At 69.8% G+C, this 18,090-nt stretch carries 18 protein-coding genes; 9 read left to right on the top strand and 9 right to left on the bottom strand.

Features of this window, described 5'->3' with window-relative positions; genetic code table 11:
- Positions 1-36 precede the first annotated feature (36 nt).
- On the bottom strand, positions 37-1,326 hold the full coding sequence (locus tag K2Z83_RS03755) for a glycosyltransferase family 4 protein (protein WP_220593844.1): 1,290 nt from the start codon (positions 1,324-1,326) through the stop codon (positions 37-39).
- Positions 1,310-2,353, bottom strand: coding sequence for a polyprenyl synthetase family protein (locus K2Z83_RS03750; protein ID WP_220593843.1), 1,044 nt, complete (start codon positions 2,351-2,353; stop codon positions 1,310-1,312). Before K2Z83_RS03750 ends, K2Z83_RS03755 begins: the two co-directional genes overlap by 17 nt.
- A gap of 271 nt (positions 2,354-2,624) precedes the next feature.
- Here K2Z83_RS03750 and K2Z83_RS03745 point away from each other — a divergent pair, with 271 nt between their 5' ends.
- A complete protein-coding gene (locus tag K2Z83_RS03745) occupies positions 2,625-3,044 on the top strand; it encodes a BlaI/MecI/CopY family transcriptional regulator (RefSeq protein ID WP_220593842.1) in 420 nt (139 codons plus the stop codon).
- A 49-nt stretch (positions 3,045-3,093) separates the two neighbouring features.
- Here K2Z83_RS03745 and rimO read toward each other — a convergent pair whose 3' ends face one another.
- The 3 genes from rimO to K2Z83_RS03730 form a co-directional block, all read right to left on the bottom strand.
- Positions 3,094-4,476 (bottom strand): 30S ribosomal protein S12 methylthiotransferase RimO, encoded by a 1,383-nt coding sequence (rimO, locus tag K2Z83_RS03740; protein ID WP_220593841.1) that lies wholly within the window; start codon positions 4,474-4,476, stop codon positions 3,094-3,096.
- A gap of 59 nt (positions 4,477-4,535) precedes the next feature.
- Positions 4,536-5,033, bottom strand: a complete 498-nt coding sequence (locus tag K2Z83_RS03735) for a YajQ family cyclic di-GMP-binding protein (RefSeq protein WP_220593840.1) — start codon at positions 5,031-5,033, stop codon at positions 4,536-4,538.
- A 118-nt stretch (positions 5,034-5,151) separates the two neighbouring features.
- Entirely contained in the window at positions 5,152-5,991 is an 840-nt protein-coding gene (locus K2Z83_RS03730; protein ID WP_220593839.1) for a helix-turn-helix domain-containing protein, read from the bottom strand.
- Between the two features lie 194 nt (positions 5,992-6,185).
- On the opposite strand from K2Z83_RS03730, the gene K2Z83_RS03725 reads away from it, so the two are divergent.
- From K2Z83_RS03725 to K2Z83_RS03715, 3 genes are all read left to right on the top strand, one after another.
- Entirely contained in the window at positions 6,186-7,043 is an 858-nt protein-coding gene (locus K2Z83_RS03725; protein ID WP_220593838.1) for a bifunctional 2-polyprenyl-6-hydroxyphenol methylase/3-demethylubiquinol 3-O-methyltransferase UbiG, read from the top strand.
- 84 nt (positions 7,044-7,127) lie between these two features.
- The gene (locus K2Z83_RS03720) at positions 7,128-7,307 is read left to right on the top strand and encodes a hypothetical protein (protein ID WP_220593837.1); all 180 of its coding nucleotides are present in this window, start codon (positions 7,128-7,130) and stop codon (positions 7,305-7,307) included.
- Positions 7,308-7,314: 7 nt separating this feature from the next.
- On the top strand, positions 7,315-7,494 hold the full coding sequence (locus K2Z83_RS03715) for a hypothetical protein (protein ID WP_220593836.1): 180 nt from the start codon (positions 7,315-7,317) through the stop codon (positions 7,492-7,494).
- Positions 7,495-7,498: 4 nt separating this feature from the next.
- On the opposite strand, the gene K2Z83_RS03710 is transcribed toward K2Z83_RS03715, so the two are convergent.
- Entirely contained in the window at positions 7,499-8,830 is a 1,332-nt protein-coding gene (locus K2Z83_RS03710; RefSeq protein WP_220593835.1) for an amidohydrolase, read from the bottom strand.
- Between the two features lie 218 nt (positions 8,831-9,048).
- Between K2Z83_RS03710 and K2Z83_RS03705 the strand changes: the two genes are divergently transcribed.
- The 5 genes from K2Z83_RS03705 to K2Z83_RS03685 all read left to right on the top strand — a co-directional run bounded on the left by K2Z83_RS03705 (position 9,049) and on the right by K2Z83_RS03685 (position 14,087).
- Positions 9,049-9,369, top strand: coding sequence for a hypothetical protein (locus K2Z83_RS03705; protein ID WP_220593834.1), 321 nt, complete (start codon positions 9,049-9,051; stop codon positions 9,367-9,369).
- Positions 9,366-10,637, top strand: coding sequence for a glutamate-5-semialdehyde dehydrogenase (locus K2Z83_RS03700; RefSeq protein WP_220593833.1), 1,272 nt, complete (start codon positions 9,366-9,368; stop codon positions 10,635-10,637). Before K2Z83_RS03705 ends, K2Z83_RS03700 begins: the two co-directional genes overlap by 4 nt.
- A gap of 97 nt (positions 10,638-10,734) precedes the next feature.
- Positions 10,735-11,529 (top strand): type 1 glutamine amidotransferase, encoded by a 795-nt coding sequence (locus K2Z83_RS03695; protein ID WP_220593832.1) that lies wholly within the window; start codon positions 10,735-10,737, stop codon positions 11,527-11,529.
- Between the two features lie 7 nt (positions 11,530-11,536).
- The gene (locus K2Z83_RS03690; RefSeq protein ID WP_220593831.1) at positions 11,537-11,815 is read left to right on the top strand and encodes a hypothetical protein; all 279 of its coding nucleotides are present in this window, start codon (positions 11,537-11,539) and stop codon (positions 11,813-11,815) included.
- A gap of 100 nt (positions 11,816-11,915) precedes the next feature.
- The gene (locus K2Z83_RS03685) at positions 11,916-14,087 is read left to right on the top strand and encodes an NAD(P)/FAD-dependent oxidoreductase (protein ID WP_220593830.1); all 2,172 of its coding nucleotides are present in this window, start codon (positions 11,916-11,918) and stop codon (positions 14,085-14,087) included.
- A gap of 78 nt (positions 14,088-14,165) precedes the next feature.
- Here the strand turns inward: K2Z83_RS03685 and K2Z83_RS03680 are convergent, their stop codons facing one another.
- The 3 genes from K2Z83_RS03680 to htpX form a co-directional block, all read right to left on the bottom strand.
- A complete protein-coding gene (locus tag K2Z83_RS03680; protein WP_220593829.1) occupies positions 14,166-15,032 on the bottom strand; it encodes a hypothetical protein in 867 nt (288 codons plus the stop codon).
- Positions 15,032-17,074, bottom strand: a complete 2,043-nt coding sequence (locus K2Z83_RS03675) for an immune inhibitor A domain-containing protein (protein WP_220593828.1) — start codon at positions 17,072-17,074, stop codon at positions 15,032-15,034. The genes K2Z83_RS03680 and K2Z83_RS03675 overlap by 1 nt, the downstream gene beginning before the upstream one ends.
- 95 nt (positions 17,075-17,169) lie before the next feature.
- A complete protein-coding gene (gene htpX / locus K2Z83_RS03670) occupies positions 17,170-18,042 on the bottom strand; it encodes a zinc metalloprotease HtpX (RefSeq protein WP_370650044.1) in 873 nt (290 codons plus the stop codon).
- Between the last annotated feature and the right edge of the window lie 48 nt (positions 18,043-18,090).

Below are 18,090 nucleotides of genomic sequence, written 5' to 3'. Positions count from 1 at the left end.
CAGCCCCGCAGGGGCTTCGTCGATCAGCCGGGCCGTTTACGGCCCGGCGGAGCTGGCAGCCCGAAACAATACGTCGCGCCCGTAGAGCATGGCGTGCTGGCGGGCGATCTGCGGCCAGCCGAACGGGGCGGCGGCAGCGCGCCCGGCGGCGGCCAGGTCGGCGCGCAGATCGGGGGATGCGGCGATGCGGGCGAGCGACTCGGCCAGGGCGGCGCAGTCGCCGGGGGGGGTGAGCATGGCGGCCGCCCCGTCGCCTAGCGCGGCGGCGGTCTCGGCATCGGCGGGGGCGCTGGTGAGCAGCGGGCAGCCGTGGGCGAGGGCGGCGAGCAGGCTCCCGCGCCGCAGCGAGGCTCCGTCGCGGAAGGGCAGGGCGGCGCAGTCGGCGGCCAGCAGATGGGCCGAGACATCCGCCGCATCGACGTGCCCGGTGCGGATCACGCGCTGGCCGAGGCCGAGGCGGGCGATCTGGGCCTCAAGCTCGGCGGCGAAGGCGACATCCTGCGGGGCGATGGCGGCCCCGCCGACGATCAGCAGCCGCCAGGGCGTGGCACTATCGAGGGTGGACAGCGCCTCGACGAGCAGGTCGGCCCCCTTGCTGCGCGAGAGCAGGCCGAAGTAGGCCACCAGGAGCTCGCCGGGGCCGACGCCGAGGCGCTCGCGCCAGGCCGCGCGGCGGTAGCCGGGGGGCGGGGCCACAGCGATATTCGAGCCGATCGGGATCGTCGCCAGGGCCGGGCCGCGCAGCCGCATGGCCGCCAGCCGATCCGCGTCGGCGGCGTTGGTGGCCACCACCGCGTCGGCGTCAGCGGCGAGGCGGCGGTTGACCCACGCGCGCAGGGGGCCGGCCTTGGGGAAGAGGTAGGGCTCCAGCAGATCGTGGAAGGTCACGGCGATCTGCGGGCGCTCCGGGAAGAGGCGCAGGTAGCGGGGGAGCAGGTTGACGCCGGCGCTCATCGCATAGGCCCCGGTCTGGTACTGAATATGCAGCCAGTCGGGGTGCCATACGTGGATGGCGGTGCGGATGGAGCGCCAGGAGCGCGGCGACCAGGTGAGCGGCCGGGGATCGCGCAGCATCTGGAAGGTGACAAAAGATGGCTCGGCGAGGTCGGGCCGATCCATGATCTGGTCGTAGATCGCCAAGCAGCCGTCCCTCATCGTGATCGCCACCACCTGATGGCCATCGGCGGCCAGGGCGCGGCCGAGCTGGCGGGTGTAGTCGCCAACGCCGCCGGGCTGCGGCGGGTACTCGCCGGTGAGGAAGGCGATGCGTAAGGGCGCAGCAGCGCGGCGCTGCTGCGCCCTTACGGCACTACGACTGCCGGCCAAGCAGGCTCTCGGCGACGGCGCGGATCTGGGCGCGGGCGGCGGCCGCCTCGGGCGAGCCGCCGGTGCCGAGCGCGTCCAGAGCGGCGAGGGCGGCGTGGTGGTGCTCGGCGGCCATCGCGGTGCAGTACTGGCGCGAGCCGGCGGCGTCGAGGATGGCCAGGGCGCGGCTCACCGCCGCGTCGTCAGGCGCGGGCTGAGCGTAGATAGCCGCCAGATCAGCGGCGTCGGCGGCGTGACGCAGGGCGTGGACCACCGGCAGGCTGAGCTTGCGCCGGTAGAGGTCGGCCGCGCGCGGCTTCCCGGTGAGCTCGGGGTCGCCCCAGATGCCCAGGATATCGTCCTCGATCTGGAAGGCCAGCCCGAGGCTGCGGCCGAAGGTGCCGAGGGCGGCGACCGTAGCATCATCGGCGCCAGCGGCCATCGCGCCGAGTGCCGCCGACCCATCGATCAGGGCGGCCGTCTTGCGCCCGATCATCGCCAGGTAATCCTCGGGGGAGATCGACAGGTCGCCCTCGAAGCTGATATCGAGGAACTGGCCCTCGCAGACGTGCAGGATCACCTCGTCGAAGCGGCGGAGGACGCGCAGCACCCGCTCGGCGGGCACCCCGGCGTCGACGAGGCCGTGGATCGCCAGGTGCGCGATCACAAACATCCCGTCGCCAGCGTTGATCCCTTGTGCGAGGCCCCAGAGGTGCCAGAGCGTCGGCCGGCCGCGGCGCGTGTCGCTATCGTCCTCGATGTCATCGTGGATGAGGGTGAAGTCGTGGAGCAGCTGGATGCCGGCGGCCAGGGGCAGCGCCTGGGCCGGGTCGCCGCCGGCGGCGCGGCAGGCGAGCAGCACTAGCTGCGGGCGGATGAGCTTGCCAGGGTCGGAATCCGTCGGCGCGAGCTGCGGGTCGCGCCATCCGAGGTGGTACTCCTGCATCGCATAGAAGCGGGCGACCCGGTCCTCGGCCTGGGGGAAGGCCGCGCGCATGGCGGCCTGGATACGCTGGCGCGTATCAGGTTTAGTGTCAGGTTGTGTCATTCTGTTCTCATCTAAACGGCTTACACACCACCGTTGGATATAGTACGAGATGCGATAGTATTCTCCGCATCCCAATGGGCTACGAGCCCGAAGCGTACGAACTCTTCTGTAACCAGGCCGTAATCAAAATCCATTGTCGGACTGAGGCCAGACTAGTACACTGCGACATATGTAAGGCCGTAGGAGCACAGGCAACAAGCAGCACACAACGACTGTTGCCCAGCGCAGAAAGCCTGCAAGTCGCAGCCACAATCTTGAAAGGAGTGCAGTGATGCCGCTCAACATGCGTTTCCGCTTCAGCCCGGCGAAGGATGGCCTCGTGAAGGTGCTCGGCCCGCTCGAGACTGAGATCATGCAGATCCTCTGGCAGGATGAGCGCAGCACCGTCAAGAAGGTTCACCGCCGGCTCTCGGCCCAGCGCGAGATCGCCTACACCACCGTGATGACGACCATGAGCCGCCTGGCCGAGAAGGGCGTGCTCAACCGGCACCGCGAGGGTCTCGCCTACGTCTACGCCCCGTCCATCTCGGAGGAGGACTTCGTGACGATGGTCGTCCGACAGGTGCTCGACGGCCTGCTGGACGACTACAGCGACACGGCCATCGAGTATATGGTCGACTACCTGGCCCGCAACAACCCCACCGAGCTCAAGCGGCTCCAGTCGGCCATCCAGAGCCGCACGGGCGCCTGAAGCGAATGTTGAATGCTGAATGTTGAATGCTGAATGTGACATTCAACATTCAACATTCAACATTCATTTCCCCCCACAGATCGTAATCTGTCGCCTGCGTGACGTGTACCGTCACAATCTCCCCAACCGGCGGCGATCCCCACACGAAGACCTGACCATCAACCTCCGGCGCGTCGCGGAACGAGCGGCCCAGCGCGAGCGGGCGTCCGTCATCCGCCGTCCCATGACCCTCAACAAGCACATCGATCCTACGGCCAAGCCAGTGCTGACTACGCTCGCGCGAGATCCCCTGCTGGAGCTGCATCAGCTCGTGCCAGCGCTTCTCGATCACCTGCGGGCGCACCTGCCCCGCCAGGGTTGCGGCGTGGGTGCCCGGCTCCTGCGAGTAGCGGAAGGCGCCGACCCGGTCGAGGCGCACCTCATCGAGGAAGGCGAGCAGCTCCTTGAACTCGGCGCTCGTCTCGCCGGGGAAGCCGACGATAAAGGTCGAGCGCATGGCCATATCGGGCATGGCGGCGCGCAGGTCGCGGATGATCCCACGGGTGCGGTCGGCGTCCGGGGGGCGACGCATGCGGCGCAGCGTGTCGGGGTGGGCGTGCTGCAGCGGCATATCGAGGTAGGGCAGCACCTGCCGTCGGTCGGCCATCACCTGGATGAGCCGATCGGAGACCCCGTGGGGGTAGGCGTACATCAGGCGCAGCCAGACATTCTCGGGGAGCACCTGGCAGAGCTCATCGAGCAGCGTGGCCAGGCCATCGGTGATCTTCAGGTCGCGGCCATAGTCGGTGAGGTGCTGGGCGACCAGGACGATCTCGCGCACGCCACGGGCGGCCAGCTCCTGAGCCTCGGCGAGGATGGAGCCGACCGGCTTAGAGGCCATATCGCCCTTGAAGCTCGGGATGGTGCAGAATGCGCAGCGCAGGTTACAGCCGTCGGAGATCTTCAGGTAGGCCGAGGGCGCGCTGCGGGTGCGGCGGATCTGGGCCGTGCGCCAGTCGGCGTAGGAGCTGGGGGTTGGGGGTTGGGCACTGGGGGTTGGGGCCTTTGCCGCAGGCTCAAGGCCGATCACGGGCACCTGCCTGCCGTTCGCGCTGGCACGCTCGCCAACCAGCTCGCCGATACGCATCCACTGCTGGGTGCTGAGGGTGGCATCGACGCCGGCCACGCCGGAGACGAGGTCGCCGTGGCTCTGGGCCATGCAGCCGGCGGCGATCAGGCGCTGGCCCTCGCGCTTCTGGGCGCCGAGCTCGCCGAGGACGCTCAGCGTCTCGCTGCGGGCGGCGGCGATGAAGCTACAGGTGTTGACGATGATCACATCGGCGTCATCGGCGCGGGCGGCCTGCGCGTGGCCCTCGCCGGAGAGGATTCCGTCCATGCCCTCGCTATCGACAGCGTTCTTGGGACAGCCAAGGGTGACTATGTGGTATTTCATACGAATGAAGGGGAGGGTTTTGGGGAGGGCACGCCCTCCCCAAACCTCCCGGCCTTCTTCTAGCGAAAATTCGTAAACTGGAGGGGAACCTCGATATCGCCCTCGCGCTCGCGCATGAATGCGATCACGGCCTGGAGATCATCGCGGCTCTTGCTGGCGACGCGCAGCGTATCGCCCTGGATGCGCGGCTGGATCTTGGGGAACTGGTCGCGGATCTGCTTGGCGATCTTCTTGGCGAGGTCGCTGTTGATGCCCTTCTGGAGGGTGATCACCTGGCGCACCCGGCTGCCGCTGACATCCAGGGCGGGGCCGTAGCTGAAGATCTTGAGCGAGAGCTTGCGGCGCAGGGTCTTCGTCTCAAGGATATCGCGCACGCTGGTGAGCGACATCTCGTTATCGGTCTCGATCACCAGGTCTGTCTTGCTGAGCGTCAGGCTCGTCTTGGTATCCTTGAGGTCGTAGCGGGTCTGGATATCGCGCTGGGCCTGGTCGACGGCGTTCACCAGCTCCTGGTGATCGAAGTCGGACTCGATGTCGAAGCTTTGTTCGCTTGCCATAGATTTCGGTGATTATGAATCGCAGCAGCGCTGCGCACGCGGATGAACGGTTAAGCCTGGGGCAACGCCACAAGGCGCAGCGATCACGCACGCTTCACGAGCTCAGTGGCTCAGTGTTCTAGTTCGGCGGCCAGGGCCAGTTCACCGGCTGGCCGGAGACCTGTCCGAGCGGGCCTTGCTCCAGGCCGTTGACGGTGACGAGGACCGCCGGCGGGTTGCCGGCGCGGATGAGGATGCGGCGCTGGGCCTCAAAGACCTGGCGCTGACCGGAGCTCATGGTGCCCTCGTAGATCGTATTGCCATCAGACTGGACGCGCACCCAGGAGCTCTCATCGCCGCGCAGCGCGGCGATGCGCAGCTCGACGATGATCGGCGCGGATGCGGTGGCGGTCTGCGTCGCGGTGAACGAGACGCCGCCAGCCGGGCCTGCGGTGGGCGTCCCCGGGGCGGGCGTCGTCGCGGGGGAGATGGGGGCGGCGGCGATCGCGGTGGCGCGCCCGGCGGTGGGCGAGGGCAGCGGCGATGGCGGGGGGACGGTGGCCGAGGGCTCGACCGTCACCACGCTCGCGATGCCACCATCGCCGATGCGCCCGATCGCGTTCAGGGTCACATAGGCCAGGCCGATCAGCGCGACGGTGACGAAGAAGACGCCGAAGAAGCTGGGGAGGACGTAGGATCGGCTGCGGGGCGGGTTGGTTGCCGGAACGATCCGGATCTTATCGGTGGCCCCGCGCTCGCGACGGTAGAGCTCGATCAGCTCATCGGCGGGGAGGGCAAGGTACTGGGCGTAGTTACGGATGAAGCCGCGAATAACAACATCGCCGGGGAGGCGCTGGTAGGCTCCCTCCTCAAGCGCTATCAGTGACTGCTGCAATATGCGGGTGTCGACAGACGCCTGGGCCAGCGAGAGCCCCTGGCCCTCACGCGCCTGGCGTAGCCGCGCACCTAGCTCACTCATGACAGGGGAACCTCATGGGCGCGCTCACAGCGTGAGGCGGCCTTCACTCGTTGATAACAGCAGCGACGGCCAGGGTATGCCGCGCCACCACACATCACATCCCTATTGTGTTATGGTCTTGCTACATCTGCCATATTATACCATACTGGCAGGGTACGGCCTCTTCAGATGATTAGAGCGCGGAGGAGCGACCCATGAGCGGAGTGCAGGCGGGCGGCCAAGACTGGCTGGCGATCTGGCGGCAGATGTACGAGGCCGAGCGGGCGCAGGGCGAGGCAGCGACCGACCCCTCATTCGGGCGGCACGCCGACCCGTGGGCCGGGCGGGCCAGGCGCTTCGCGGCGGCGAGCCAGCGCCAGCCCCAGCCCGACAGCTTTATGCGCGCCCTGCTGCCCCGCCTGCGCCCCGACGACACGGTGATCGATGTCGGCGCGGGCACCGGGCGCTACATGCCGGCCCTGGCGGCGGCGGTGCGCGAGGTGATCGCCGTCGAGCCGTCGGCGGCGATGCGCGCCGAGATGGAGCAGCTGATCCCGGCCGAGGGGCTGCGCAATGTGACCGTGCGCGCGGAGCGCTGGCCGCCCGAGCGGCCGATCCGCGGCGATGTGGTGATCTCCGCCCACGTCGTCTACGGCGTGGCCGAGGTCGGCCCGTTCCTCCGGGCCATAGACGGCGCGGCGCGGCGATCTTGCCACCTCTACCTGGGGCTGCGCCACCCCGGCTACGCCCTCGCGGCGTTCTGGGAGCGGGTCCACGGCGAGCGGCGGCTGGCGCTGCCCGCCGCCATCGAGGCGCTGGCCTGCCTGCACCAGCTGGGGATCTACGCCTCGCTGGAGCTGCTGCCCATCCCGGGCTCCTTCCGCTTCGCCGACATGGGCGAGGCGATCGAGGAGATCCGCCACCGTCTGCGGCTCTCCCCGCAGCCAGATCGCGACGCCCGCATCGCGGCGGCGGCGGAGGATCTGCTGTCGCCGAGGGATGACGGGAGGCTCTCCCTGCGCGCACAGCCGACTCATGCGGCGATGATCAGCTGGGCGCCTGCGACAAAATAATGAGTCTGTGCGTACAATCAATGGCGTTAATGGCAACTAGGCAACGCCCGCCGCCGAAGGTGCGCGCTATCCAAGGAGACCCCAATGACACTGATCATCCTCATGATCATCGCCGGCATCCTGCTGCTCACCGCCATCGGGTGGGGCACCTTCTGGGTGCTCATTCAGCTCGGGGTGATCGTGCAGAAGGCCGGCGAGCCGCCGACGACCGACACGAATAACTACTCCATCGGGCAGGGCCGCGACGTAGGGAATGGGGAGTGAGGGACGCGTGGATCGACGCTATGCTGAGGCAGCAATCATGGGGCTGGCCATCGGGCTGGGTGCCATCCTGCTTGAGGTGTGGGTCGGCCACGCCGGGTGGCCGGCGCGGATCGCCGCCCTCGTGGTGATCGGGGCGGTCATCTGCGCGGCCCAGTATGGCCTGATGCGCTGGCGCAAGATACGGTGACGGGCTAGGACGCCTCGGGGTAGGTCGCCACCTGCTCGCCGGCGCGGCGCCGGGTGAGCCGGCCCGCGCGGGCGGACACCTCGCGCAGCACGCGCCCCTTGTCGATGGTGAGCAGCCGCCTGCCGCGCATGAGCACGCGCCCGGCGACGATCAGCGTGTCCACGTCGGCCGGCTGGGCGCTGTAGAGCAGGGCCGCCGGGAGATCGTGGGCCGGCTGCATGTGCGGCGCGTCAAGGCGCAGCAGGGCGATGTCGGCCTGCATGCCGACCTGGAGCGCGCCGACGGCCCCGCCCAGGCCGAGGCAGCGGGCGCCGCCGGCGGTGGCCAGGCCGAGGGCCGCGCCCACCGGCAGCACCTGCGCGTCGCGCCGGGAGTGCTTCTCCAGCAGGGCGATCAGCCGGGCCGCCTCTAAAATATCGTAGCTGCTGTTGCTGGCCGCCCCGTCGCTCCCCAGGCCCACCGCAACCCCCGCGCCCAGCAGATCCACCACCGGCGTCACGCCGACCCCCAGCTTCATCTCGGTCTTCGGGCAGGCCGCGACGGCCACGCCGCAATCGGCAAAGACCGCGATATCCTCGGCGGTGAGGTGCGCCGCGTGGGCGACCAGGGCCGGCACCTCGAACAGGCCGGCGTCGCGCGCGAGGGCGACTGGCGTCTTGCCATGGGCGGCGAGGCTCTGGGAGACCTGCTCAGCCGTCTCGGAGAGATGGATATGGATGCCGAGGCCCGAGGCGCGGGCGGCGGAGGAGACCAGCGAGAGGAAGCCCGGCGTGCAGGTGTAGGGCGAGTGCGGGCCGAGGCAGGTGCGGATCCGTCCGCCGGCCGCGCCATGCCAGTGCGCGGCGAAGGCCAGCGTGTCCTGGAGCTGATGTTCCTCGTCGGGGCCGCTGAATACCGTCCAGGCCAGCAGGGCGCGCACGCCGGACTCGTCCACGGCGCGGGCGACCTCGTCCATGGCGAAGTAGTGATCGGCGAAGGAGGTGACGCCGGCCTCGATCATCTCGGCGATGCCCAGCAGCGTGCCCCAGTAGATATCCTCAGGGGTGAGGTTCGTCTCCATCGGCCAGATGCGCTGGTTGAACCACACATCGACCGGCACATCCTCGGCGACGCCGCGGAAGAGGCCCATTGCGGCGTGGGCGTGCGCGTTGACCAGGCCGGGCGCGGCGAGCATGCCGGCCGCGTCGATCACCTCGGCGGCGAGGCCGGGGCTGATCGCGGGGGCGACGGCGACGATGCGCCCGGCCCGCACGGCGATGTCGTGCCCGGGCAGCAGGCTGGCGGCGGCCCCGTCGATCTGGAGCAGGCCTGCGCCGCGGATGAGGAGGTCGTACATGGGCACCTGGGCTCCGGGGCGTTTGAAACACGAAGGGCGCGAAATGGCGCGAAGGACACGGACGCGAAACGGCGCGAACGCGAAATGGCGGGCACGTAAAGGGGCTGCGCTATTGTATGCTGATGCGCCGCCGCTGGCAAGTCTGTGACGCCACTAATGGTACAATACGCGCATAGTGCTCGCATATCGCATATTGAGGATGTGACATGAGCGTTTTTATGATTCGTGTGATCGCCGCAGCGGCGATGGCCATAGCCCTGGCGGCGATGACGCGCCGGGCGCCCGCCCGATCTTCTCGGCGCAGCGCATTCGGGTTCAGCGCTGCGGCCTTCGCCATGTTCGCCCTGAGCAACGGGCTCGCGTCTGCCGGCGCGGGCGCGCAGCTGGTGCAGGTCTCTAGCATGCTGGGGGTGGCGCTGATCGGCGTGAGCCTGCTGATGATGGTGCGGTCCTACACGGGCGGCGAGATGGGCGAGAAGCTGCGCCGCGCCCGCGAGATGGTGGCCGAGGAGCGGGCGCGCACGAAGGAGCGACGATGAGCGGCGACCTTGAGCAGATCGGCCGGCGGGCGAAGGCGGCGGCGCGGCAGCTGGCCCGCCTGGGACGCGCAGAGAAGGACGCGGCGCTCCTGATGATCGCCGATGTCCTGATCGAGCGGCAGGAGGCGATCCTGGCCGCGAACGGCGATGATATGGATGCGGCGCGCGCCGCCGGCACCAGCCCCGCGCTGCTCGACCGCATGCTACTCACGCCGGCGCGGCTGGAGGTGATCGCCGCCGACACGCGCAGCGTGGCCGGGCTGCCCGACCCGGTGGGCGAGCTGTTTGACGCGGCCGATCTGCCCAACGGCCTGCGCCTGCACAAGCGGCGCACGCCGCTCGGCGTGGTCGGCGTGATCTATGAGGCCCGGCCGAATGTGACGGTCGATATCGCCGCGCTCTGCATGAAGACGGGCAACGCCTCCATCCTGCGCGGCGGCAGCGATATCGCCCGCAGCGTGGCCGCGATCACTGAGGCAATCGGCGTGGCCCTGGGGCGCTGCGGGCTGCCCGCCGACGCCGTCCAGAGCATCACCGACCCCGACCGCGAGCTGGTGCGCGGGCTGCTGTGCCTAGATCGTTATGTCGATATGATCATCCCGCGCGGCGGCGGCGGCCTGCACCGCTTCTGCCTAGAGAACGCCACCATCCCGGTGATCACCGGCGGCATCGGGGTCTGCCACATCTACGCCGACGCGACGGCGGACGTGGCGCGCGCCGTGCCGCTCATCCACAACGCCAAGGTGCAGCGCCCGAGCGTCTGCAACAGCCTCGACACGCTCCTGGTGCAGCGCGAGGCCGCCCCGGCCCTGCTGCCGCCGGTGGCCGAGTCGCTGTGCGCCGCCGGGGTCGAGCTGCGCTGCGACGCGGAGGCGCTGGGCATCCTGGCCGACGCGCCCGGCGCCGCGGGCTGGCGGATCGTGCCCGCCGGGCCGGACGACTTCGGCACCGAGTTTATGGCCCTGATCCTGTCGGTGCGCGTGGTGGACGGGCTCGATATGGCCCTCGACCATATCGCAGCCTACGGCACGCACAGCGACGCCATCCTCACGGAGGACGCGGCGGCGGCCGAGCGCTTTGTGCGCGAGGTGGACAGCGCGGCAGTGTTCGTCAACGCCAGCACGCGGTTCAACGACGGGGGCCAGTTCGGCCTCGGCGCCGAGGTGGCCGTCAGCACCCAGAAGCTGCACGCCCGCGGGCCGATGGGGCTGAGGGAGCTGACGACCTATCGGTGGGTGGCCGTCGGTGACTATAGCGTGCGGGCGTAAGCGTGCGGTAAGGGCGCAGCAGGGGCCGCGCCTCCGAGTAGCCCAGCGACCTCATATGCATCGGGCGCGGCCCCTGCTGCGCCCCAACGACAATCCCATGATACAACCCTCTATCTTAAAGCTCGCCCACCTCTACCCCGCCGAGATGAACGTGTATGGAGATCGCGGCAACGTGATCGCCCTGCGGCAGCGCTGCGCCTGGCGCGGGATCGCCCTGGAGGTGACGCCGGTGGAGCCGGGGGATAGCGTGGACTGGGCCGGCTTCGACCTGGCCTTCTTCGGCGGTGGGCAGGACAGCGGGCAGTCGCTGATCGCCGCCGACCTGCTGGAGCGCCAGGGGCCGGGGCTGCGCGCCGCGATCGACGACGGGCTGGTGCTGCTGGCGATCTGTGGCGGCTACCAGCTGCTCGGCCACTACTTCATCACCCACACCGGCGAGCGCCTGCCGGGCCTCGGCGCCCTCGATGTCCACACCGTCGGCGGCAGCAGGCGCCTGATCGGGAATATTGTGATTGAGGTAGGGGTTGGGGGTTGGGGGTTGGGGGCTGGGTCTTTCGTGCCAACCCCCAACCCCCAACCCCCAACTCCTGTCCGTCTGGTGGGCTTCGAGAACCACAGCGGGCGCACCTACCACGGGCCGGGGGTGCGCAGCCTGGGGCGCGTCCTGTCCGGCCACGGCGACAGCGGCGAGGATGGCCGCGGCGGCGCGATCTACCGCAACACCATCGGCTGCTACCTGCACGGCTCGCTGCTGCCGAAGAACCCGCAGCTCACCGACCACCTGATCGACCTGGCCATGCGCCGCCGCTACGGCGCGGATGTGGCCATCGCCCCCCTCGACGCGTCGCTGGAGCTGCGCGCCCAGCAGACGATGACGAGCCGACTGCTGTGAGCATACTATGAGCACACCTCTCCAGATCCAGATCATCGCCACGCCCGGTTCCGCCGACCCGACGAGTGAGGAGGCCGCCGCCGCAGTCGCGGTGATTATGAGCCTGATGGCCGAGGGAGCCGAGCAGCCGGCCGACGACCCCGAGCCGGCGACCGGCTGGCGCGACACCGCCAAGCTTGTATCCCACGGGCTCGCGCCGAGCCGCGCGCCGGCCCGGGCGGGGTGGGGCACCATCGAGCGAATCCGCCGCGCCGGAAAGGGAGGCAGCGGAATCACCGGACTGTGACGATACCCGCCAGATGTTCAGGGGCACAGAGGTATAGAGCCCGCGTCTCTATGCCGCTGTGCCCCACGTGTTTGTCGCGTAGGAGAAAGTGAATCCCCGCATGAAGACACGCTATCGCGCCTACCTTGAGCTCCCAGCCCCCCACGATCTGGCGGCCGATCTGCTCAGGGATGCCCAGATCTGGCCCAAGCTCCCCGGCGGATGGGAGTCGCTCGGCACGCTCTGGCGCTATGACAGCGACCTCTACCGCATCGATATGCGCGCCGACAGCCCGGCAGGCGACCAGATGCGCTGGGAGGCCGCGCCGGTGACCGGCCAGGGCACCCGGGCCACGCTGACGATCACCCTCCACGACGGGGCGGTATCGACCCACGCCGAGGTTGAGGTGGTGCTCGATAGCCCCGGCCCGGCGTGGCCCTGGCGACAGATGCGCCTGGGGGGCGAGCTGCGCCGCCGGGTCGCGGCGTGCTACGCCGAGCTGAGCGCGGAGCTGCGCCGGCGCCTCGTGCGCGAGCCGGCCCTGATGATCGCAGGCGATGACGATGACGACGATGACACCGGCGGGCCGGCGCTGGTCTCGCGGAGCGTGAGCGCGGCCCAGGCCGCGCTCATCGACCAGCTCCGGCCGCGCTACCCGCAGACGGTCGAGCACTTCCTGGAGATGGGCGCCATCGAGCACCTGGAGCGCGTGGCGCGCCTGGAGGCCGGCTGGGAGCAGATCATGCGCGGGGCCTACGACGCCTCGGTCTATGAGGTCGCGGGCGAGCCGACGCCGACCCCCGACTTCGACCTGATCTACGCCGGCGGCGGGCTCGGCCTGCTCCACGCGGCGGTGATGGCGGCGCGCTACGGCCGCAAGGTGATGGTCTTCGACCGCAGCGAGGTGGGCTGCGCACACCGCGAGTGGAATATCAGCCGGGCCGAGCTGGATGCGCTCGTCGGGACGGGCGTGGTGAGCTGGGACGACCTAGACGCCGTGGTGATGCGCGAGTACCGCGACGGGCTGGTGCGCTTCCACAGTGGCAAACACAGCGACGTGCCATCCACCGACCTGTGGCTGCCCGAGGTGCTGAACGTGGCCATCGACGCGTCGGCGCTGCTGCGGCTGATGCGGCGCAAGCTGGAGGATGCCGGCGGCACGGTGCTCAGCGGGCGGATCTTCCGCAAGCTGCGCGTCTCCACGGGCGACCGGCCGACCGTCGAGGTGGAGCTCGCGCCGGCGGGCCGCGGGGATGGCGAGCGCTACAGCGCCCGCCTGCTGCTCGACGGCATGGGCAGCACCTCGCCCCTGGCCCTGCTTCGCCACGCCGGCCGGCCCTTCGCCGGCGTCTGCCCCACCGTCGGCACGGTGGCCCACGGATTCGCCCAGGGCGACGGCCCCCAGGAGTACGACCCGACCCTGGGCGACATCCTGGTGAGCGTGGCCGACTCGCAGAGCGGAGAGCAGCTCATGTGGGAGGGCTTCCCCGGCCGGGGCGACGAGCTGACCGTCTACCTCTTCTACTACTCGGCGATCCGGCGCGACAGCGCGCGCAGCTACTCGATGCTCGACCTGTTCGAGCAGTACTTCACCCTGCTGCCCACCTACAAGCAGCCGGGGCCGGCCTTCCGCCACACCAGGCCAGTCTACGGCTACATCCCGGCCCGCCACAGCCTGCGCCTCCAGGAGGCGCCCCTGCTCCCCGGCGTGCTGCCTGTGGGCGACTCGGCGGCCCAGCAGAGCCCGCTCACCTTCTGCGGCTTCGGCTCCCACGTGCGCAACCTGCGCCGCACCGCCGGCCTGCTCGACTACGCCCTGTCCCACGATCTGCTGGACCCGACGCACATGGCCCCGATCAACGCCTTCCAGGTCAACGTCTCGCTCAACTGGGTCTTCAGCCGCTTTATGGAGCCCTGGGAGCAGGCCGATGATGTCAACCGGCTCCAGAACATCTTTATGCGCGTGCTCCACGAGATGGGCGTCGAGACGGCGACCCGCTTCTTCCAGGATCGCATGCGCTGGGCCGACTACCACCCCATGCTGCTGGGGATGATGTGGCACAACCCGAAGATCCTGCTGGCCGCATGGAAGGTGCTCGGCCCGCAGGGCATCCTCCAGTGGATGGGCGACTACTCCCGCTTCACCGCCGCCGCCGCGACGGCGGCCATCGCCAGGGCGTCCGGCCGGCGCGCCGAGGCGGCGCTGATCGGGCTGGCCGACCGCGTCGCGCCCAGGGTCAGCCTGCGCCTGCGGGCGCGCTACGCCGAGTGGCGGTCGATGGGATGGGTGTGATGCTGTAAGGGCGCAGCAGCGCGGCGCTGCTGCGCCCTTACGATAGTGCTCAGCCAGTAGGCTGAGCTGTGGCCCAGCCTACTGGCTGAGCACCCAGTCCCGCCACTCGGCCTCAAGCTGGTCCAGGCTCTTGCCGTAGACGCCGAGGTAGTCGGCGGAGCCGGGGTCGGAGTGGCCGCTGACATAGAGGGCGTCGAAGCGGTCGCGGCCGTAGACCTTGATCAGAAACTCGACGAAGCTGGCCCACTCGTAGTAGAGCGTGTTCATGTCGTTGATCGGGCGACCGACATAGCTGGTGGCCAGGGGCAGGGCGTTGCCGGCGGCAACCCACGGCCGCACGAAGGCGGCGAAGCTCGGCTCGCCGCCCAGCCAGTAGTCGCCGGCGCCCCAGGTGGCCACCCCCTCCAGCAGGATCAGGTCGGCCTGAAGGTGCCGGTCGCCATAGCGATCCTGGGCCAGCTGGTGGACGAACTCGTGGGCCATGATGTTCACGGCGCGCGCGCGCGGCAGGTCGGGGCATGTGTAGACCTGCACCATGCGCTCGGCGGTGTAGGCGATCCCGTGCAGGCCGCAGCCCGGCTCCAGGACGAGGTAGGCGCTGATCCGGCCGGTCGGCCCGCTGCCGAAGCGCTGGCTCACGTAGGCCAGGGCGCGCCCAAGGTCGGCGGCCAGGGCGTCCTTCTCGCCGGCGGGGAAGAGCCCCTCGGCGCTGACGATATCGAGCGCGCCGCCGGGGGTGTACTCGCCCGAGATGGCCATGGGAGTCGGCGTGGCCACGCCGGGCAGCACCAGACGCTCCGGCGCGGCCGGGGCGCCCACCACCGCCGAGGGCGGCGCGATGCCCGGGCGGGGCCGCGGGGCCAGCAGCGCCGCCATCAGCACCAGCAGCGAGGCGATCAGGATCGGGCCGAGCGCCTCGCGTGAGATCCGCGGCAGGGAGCCCATCACTTGGAGGTCACGCTATAGCTCGCGACCTCAGTGGTGTGCAGGGTCGCCCCCATCACCATCAGCACGCCGCGCTCGCCGGGTGCCAGCCGCGCCGCCGCCCGCCCGTCGGCGCCCACGGACAGCGGCTCCACCCGCACCGAGCCGTCGGCGGCCGTGATCACCAGGCGCAGCTGCCAGTGCTGGGACAGGTCACCGTCCACGCGCACAAACCCCGCCGCCTGCCAGTCGCCCGCCCCCTGCTCCACATCGTCGCTGAAGCCGAGCTCCGGGATGGCGATGTTATCGATCAGCATGCCCGGCGCGTTGAAGCCCTGGTCGTTGATCTGCCAGAAGCGCAGCAGCACCTGCTGGCCAGCGTAGGCGCTCAGATCCATCTTCTCGCTGACCCAGCTCCCGCGCAGCCCGTCGTCAAGGGCGCGGCCGGGCGCGCCGCTCACCCCGGTGATGCCGTTACCATAGTTCACGCCCTGCGGGTCGTCGGTGGTGGTCAGGCTGCCGGGCAGGGTCTCCCAGGTATCCCCGCCATCGGTCGAGACCGTGACAAAGGCGTAGTCGTAGTCGTTCTCGATCTCGTACCATGTGTCGAAGGTGAGAGTGGCCGCGCTCAGGCCGCGCAGATCGACGGCGCGGGTGAGCGTAGCCTCACTATCATCGCTGCGGTTGCTCCACCAGGTGTAGCGGCCCCTGGGCAGCTCGGCGGCCAGGCGCACGCTGGTGGAGCCCTGAAACTCCAGGCTGGTGGTGCCATCGGGCAGGGCCAGGTAGTCGGCACCGAACTGCGACACCGTGTCGCTCATCTGGCCGCCGCGGATCGGCGTGGTATCGGCCTTCATCGGCAGCAGTTCCGGCAGATCGTGGCCGGTCTGGTAGGTGAAGCGCCCGTCGCCGGCGGATGGGTCATCGATCAGATTGGCCACCGCCCAGTCGGCGACCAGCTGGCCAAAGCCGGCGATATCGGGGCGGGTCTTGTCGGCCAGGGCCACGAAGGCATCCACCTCATCGCCGGCGTCGGCCTGGATGAGCGGGCGCAGCTGCTCGGTCCCGGCGTACTGGGCGTAGAGGTAGCGCAGGAAGAGGTGCGCGGCGCCATAGTGATTCGCCGAGCTGCCCGGCGCGCTGCCCCATGTGTTCAGCTGCGTGTCGGGGTTAAACAGGTAGCTGGTGGTGAAGCCATCGCTGATGAAGCCGTTCAGATCCTCGGAGAGCTGCGAGCAGCCCTCGTTGAACCAGATCGCCGAGTTGGGCTGCTGGTTCTGGTGGATCATGTGCTGGAACTCGTGGGCCAGCACATCGAGGTAGTGCGTGCCGCCGAAGGCGAGGGCGGCAGCATTCATGAAGAACATGTCGCGCTCGTTGCTGAAGCGGTTGACCTGGGCGGGCAGCGAGTCCTGGGATGAGTAGTAGCCCAGCACGGTGCCGCTAGGGTCGTTCGCGTTGAGGATGGTCAGCCGGTTGTCGCCATCAACGCCGGGCTGCACCTCAGAGCCGAAGATCTCGCGGGTGCGCGGGTAGATCTCCTGCTCGAAGGACTGCGCCGCCCGCTCCAGATCGCGCTGCCGGTAGTCCAGGCCCTGCTCGACATACATCAGCACCACCGGGCCGGCGTAGCGCAGCTCGGCCTGGATCTGGCGCTGGCCGTTGGTGGCGAAGTCGGCCACCCAGAAGCTGCGCGTCTCGCCAACCTGCACATCGAGCGGCGTGGTGCGGGCCACCGTCGGGCAGGCGGACGGGTCGGCGCGGCAGGAGCCGAGCGCGCGGGCGAGGGCAACCTGGTCGCGGGCGAGGCGGGGCGAGGCCGCGATCGCGGCCAGGTCGGCGGCGTCAGCGGCCGGGTCGGCGGTGGCGATGGGGGCGGCGGTCGGCGGCGCGGCGGTCGGCGTCTCGCTGATCGCCAGGGCGCTGGCGATCGGCGCGGGGGAGGCCGTCGGCGGCGCGGCGGCGCTAGATGCCGCCGGGGAGGCCGGGGGTGGGTCGGCGACAGCCGAGGAGCAGGCGGCGAGCGCGAGCGTGAGCAGCAGGGTGGCGGCGCGTTTCTTCATACGCCCATTGTACCCCGGCGGATCGGCGGGCGACAAGGGCAGCGCGCGGCAGATCCACATTGATCGGCCGCGCGCTGCATGGGGGGAGGGAGATGTTATGCGGCGACGAGGCCCCGTCCAGCCATGGCCCGCAGGCGAGCGATCCGCTCGGCGGTGGCCGGGTGGGTGCGGAACAGGCCGGCAAGCCCGCCCACCAGGGGGTTGACGATGTACAGGTGCGAGGTGGCCGGGCTGGCCTGCATCGGCACGCGCCCGGATGCCCACTCCAGCTTCTCCAGGGCGCTGGCCAGGGGCAGCGGGTCGCCCAGGATGCGCGCGCCGCCGGCGTCGGCCAGGTACTCGCGCGAGCGCGAGATCGCCATCTGGATGATCATCGCCGCGATCGGGGCCAGGATCATCATCAGCACACCGCCGACCATCCCGGCGATGCCCTCGTCCTCGCCGTCGTCCGAGCCGCCGAGGCCGGCGAACATCATGCCCCACATCGCCATATCGGCGAGCATCGAGATCGCGCCGGCGATGCTGGCGGCGACGCTGGAGATCAGCGTGTCGCGATGCTTGATATGGGCCAGCTCGTGGGCCACCACGCCGGCCAGCTCATCGCGGGTGAGCAGGCGGGCGATGCCGGTGGTGACGGCCACCGCGCCGTTGGCCGGGTTGCGGCCGGTCGCGAAGGCGTTGGGCGTCTCGCTCTCGATCATGTAGACCCGCGGCTTGGGGATCTCGGCGCGGGCCGCGAGCTCCTCGACCATGCGGTGCAGCTCGGGCGCGTCGGCGGGGCTGACCTCCTGGGCGCCGCTCATACGCAGGGCCAGCTTGTCGGAGAACCACCACGCCCCCATATTCATGCCGACGGCGAGGACCAGGGCGATCACCATGCCCGCCTGGCCGCCGAGCGCGCCGCCGATCACCACAAACAGCGCGGTCAGCGAGGCCAGCAGGGCCGTCGTCTTAACGTTATTCCACATCCTCATCGGTTCGCTCCATCGGTGCTTGCACGCCGGGGTACCATGCCC

This window comes from Oscillochloris sp. ZM17-4, assembly GCF_019599295.1.
GTDB lineage: Bacteria > Chloroflexota > Chloroflexia > Chloroflexales > Chloroflexaceae > Oscillochloris.
The sequence above is the reverse complement of the archived record's forward strand: the minus strand, read 5'-3'. Positions and strand labels throughout refer to the sequence as shown.

Excerpts from the sequence above, each read along its gene's own strand:
- K2Z83_RS03750 (WP_220593843.1), bottom strand. The coding sequence starts at position 2,353 with ATGACACAACCTGACACTAAACCTGATACGCGCCAGCGTATCCAGGCC.
- K2Z83_RS03745 (WP_220593842.1), top strand. The coding sequence starts at position 2,625 with ATGCCGCTCAACATGCGTTTCCGCTTCAGCCCGGCGAAGGATGGCCTC.
- rimO (WP_220593841.1), bottom strand. The coding sequence starts at position 4,476 with ATGAAATACCACATAGTCACCCTTGGCTGTCCCAAGAACGCTGTCGAT.
- K2Z83_RS03735 (WP_220593840.1), bottom strand. The coding sequence starts at position 5,033 with ATGGCAAGCGAACAAAGCTTCGACATCGAGTCCGACTTCGATCACCAG.
- K2Z83_RS03730 (WP_220593839.1), bottom strand. The coding sequence starts at position 5,991 with ATGAGTGAGCTAGGTGCGCGGCTACGCCAGGCGCGTGAGGGCCAGGGG.
- K2Z83_RS03725 (WP_220593838.1), top strand. The coding sequence starts at position 6,186 with ATGAGCGGAGTGCAGGCGGGCGGCCAAGACTGGCTGGCGATCTGGCGG.
- K2Z83_RS03720 (WP_220593837.1), top strand. The coding sequence starts at position 7,128 with ATGACACTGATCATCCTCATGATCATCGCCGGCATCCTGCTGCTCACC.
- K2Z83_RS03710 (WP_220593835.1), bottom strand. The coding sequence starts at position 8,830 with ATGTACGACCTCCTCATCCGCGGCGCAGGCCTGCTCCAGATCGACGGG.
- K2Z83_RS03705 (WP_220593834.1), top strand. The coding sequence starts at position 9,049 with ATGATTCGTGTGATCGCCGCAGCGGCGATGGCCATAGCCCTGGCGGCG.
- K2Z83_RS03700 (WP_220593833.1), top strand. The coding sequence starts at position 9,366 with ATGAGCGGCGACCTTGAGCAGATCGGCCGGCGGGCGAAGGCGGCGGCG.
- K2Z83_RS03695 (WP_220593832.1), top strand. The coding sequence starts at position 10,735 with ATGATACAACCCTCTATCTTAAAGCTCGCCCACCTCTACCCCGCCGAG.
- K2Z83_RS03690 (WP_220593831.1), top strand. The coding sequence starts at position 11,537 with ATGAGCACACCTCTCCAGATCCAGATCATCGCCACGCCCGGTTCCGCC.
- K2Z83_RS03685 (WP_220593830.1), top strand. The coding sequence starts at position 11,916 with ATGAAGACACGCTATCGCGCCTACCTTGAGCTCCCAGCCCCCCACGAT.
- K2Z83_RS03680 (WP_220593829.1), bottom strand. The coding sequence starts at position 15,032 with ATGGGCTCCCTGCCGCGGATCTCACGCGAGGCGCTCGGCCCGATCCTG.
- K2Z83_RS03675 (WP_220593828.1), bottom strand. The coding sequence starts at position 17,074 with ATGAAGAAACGCGCCGCCACCCTGCTGCTCACGCTCGCGCTCGCCGCC.
- htpX (WP_370650044.1), bottom strand. The coding sequence starts at position 18,042 with ATGTGGAATAACGTTAAGACGACGGCCCTGCTGGCCTCGCTGACCGCG.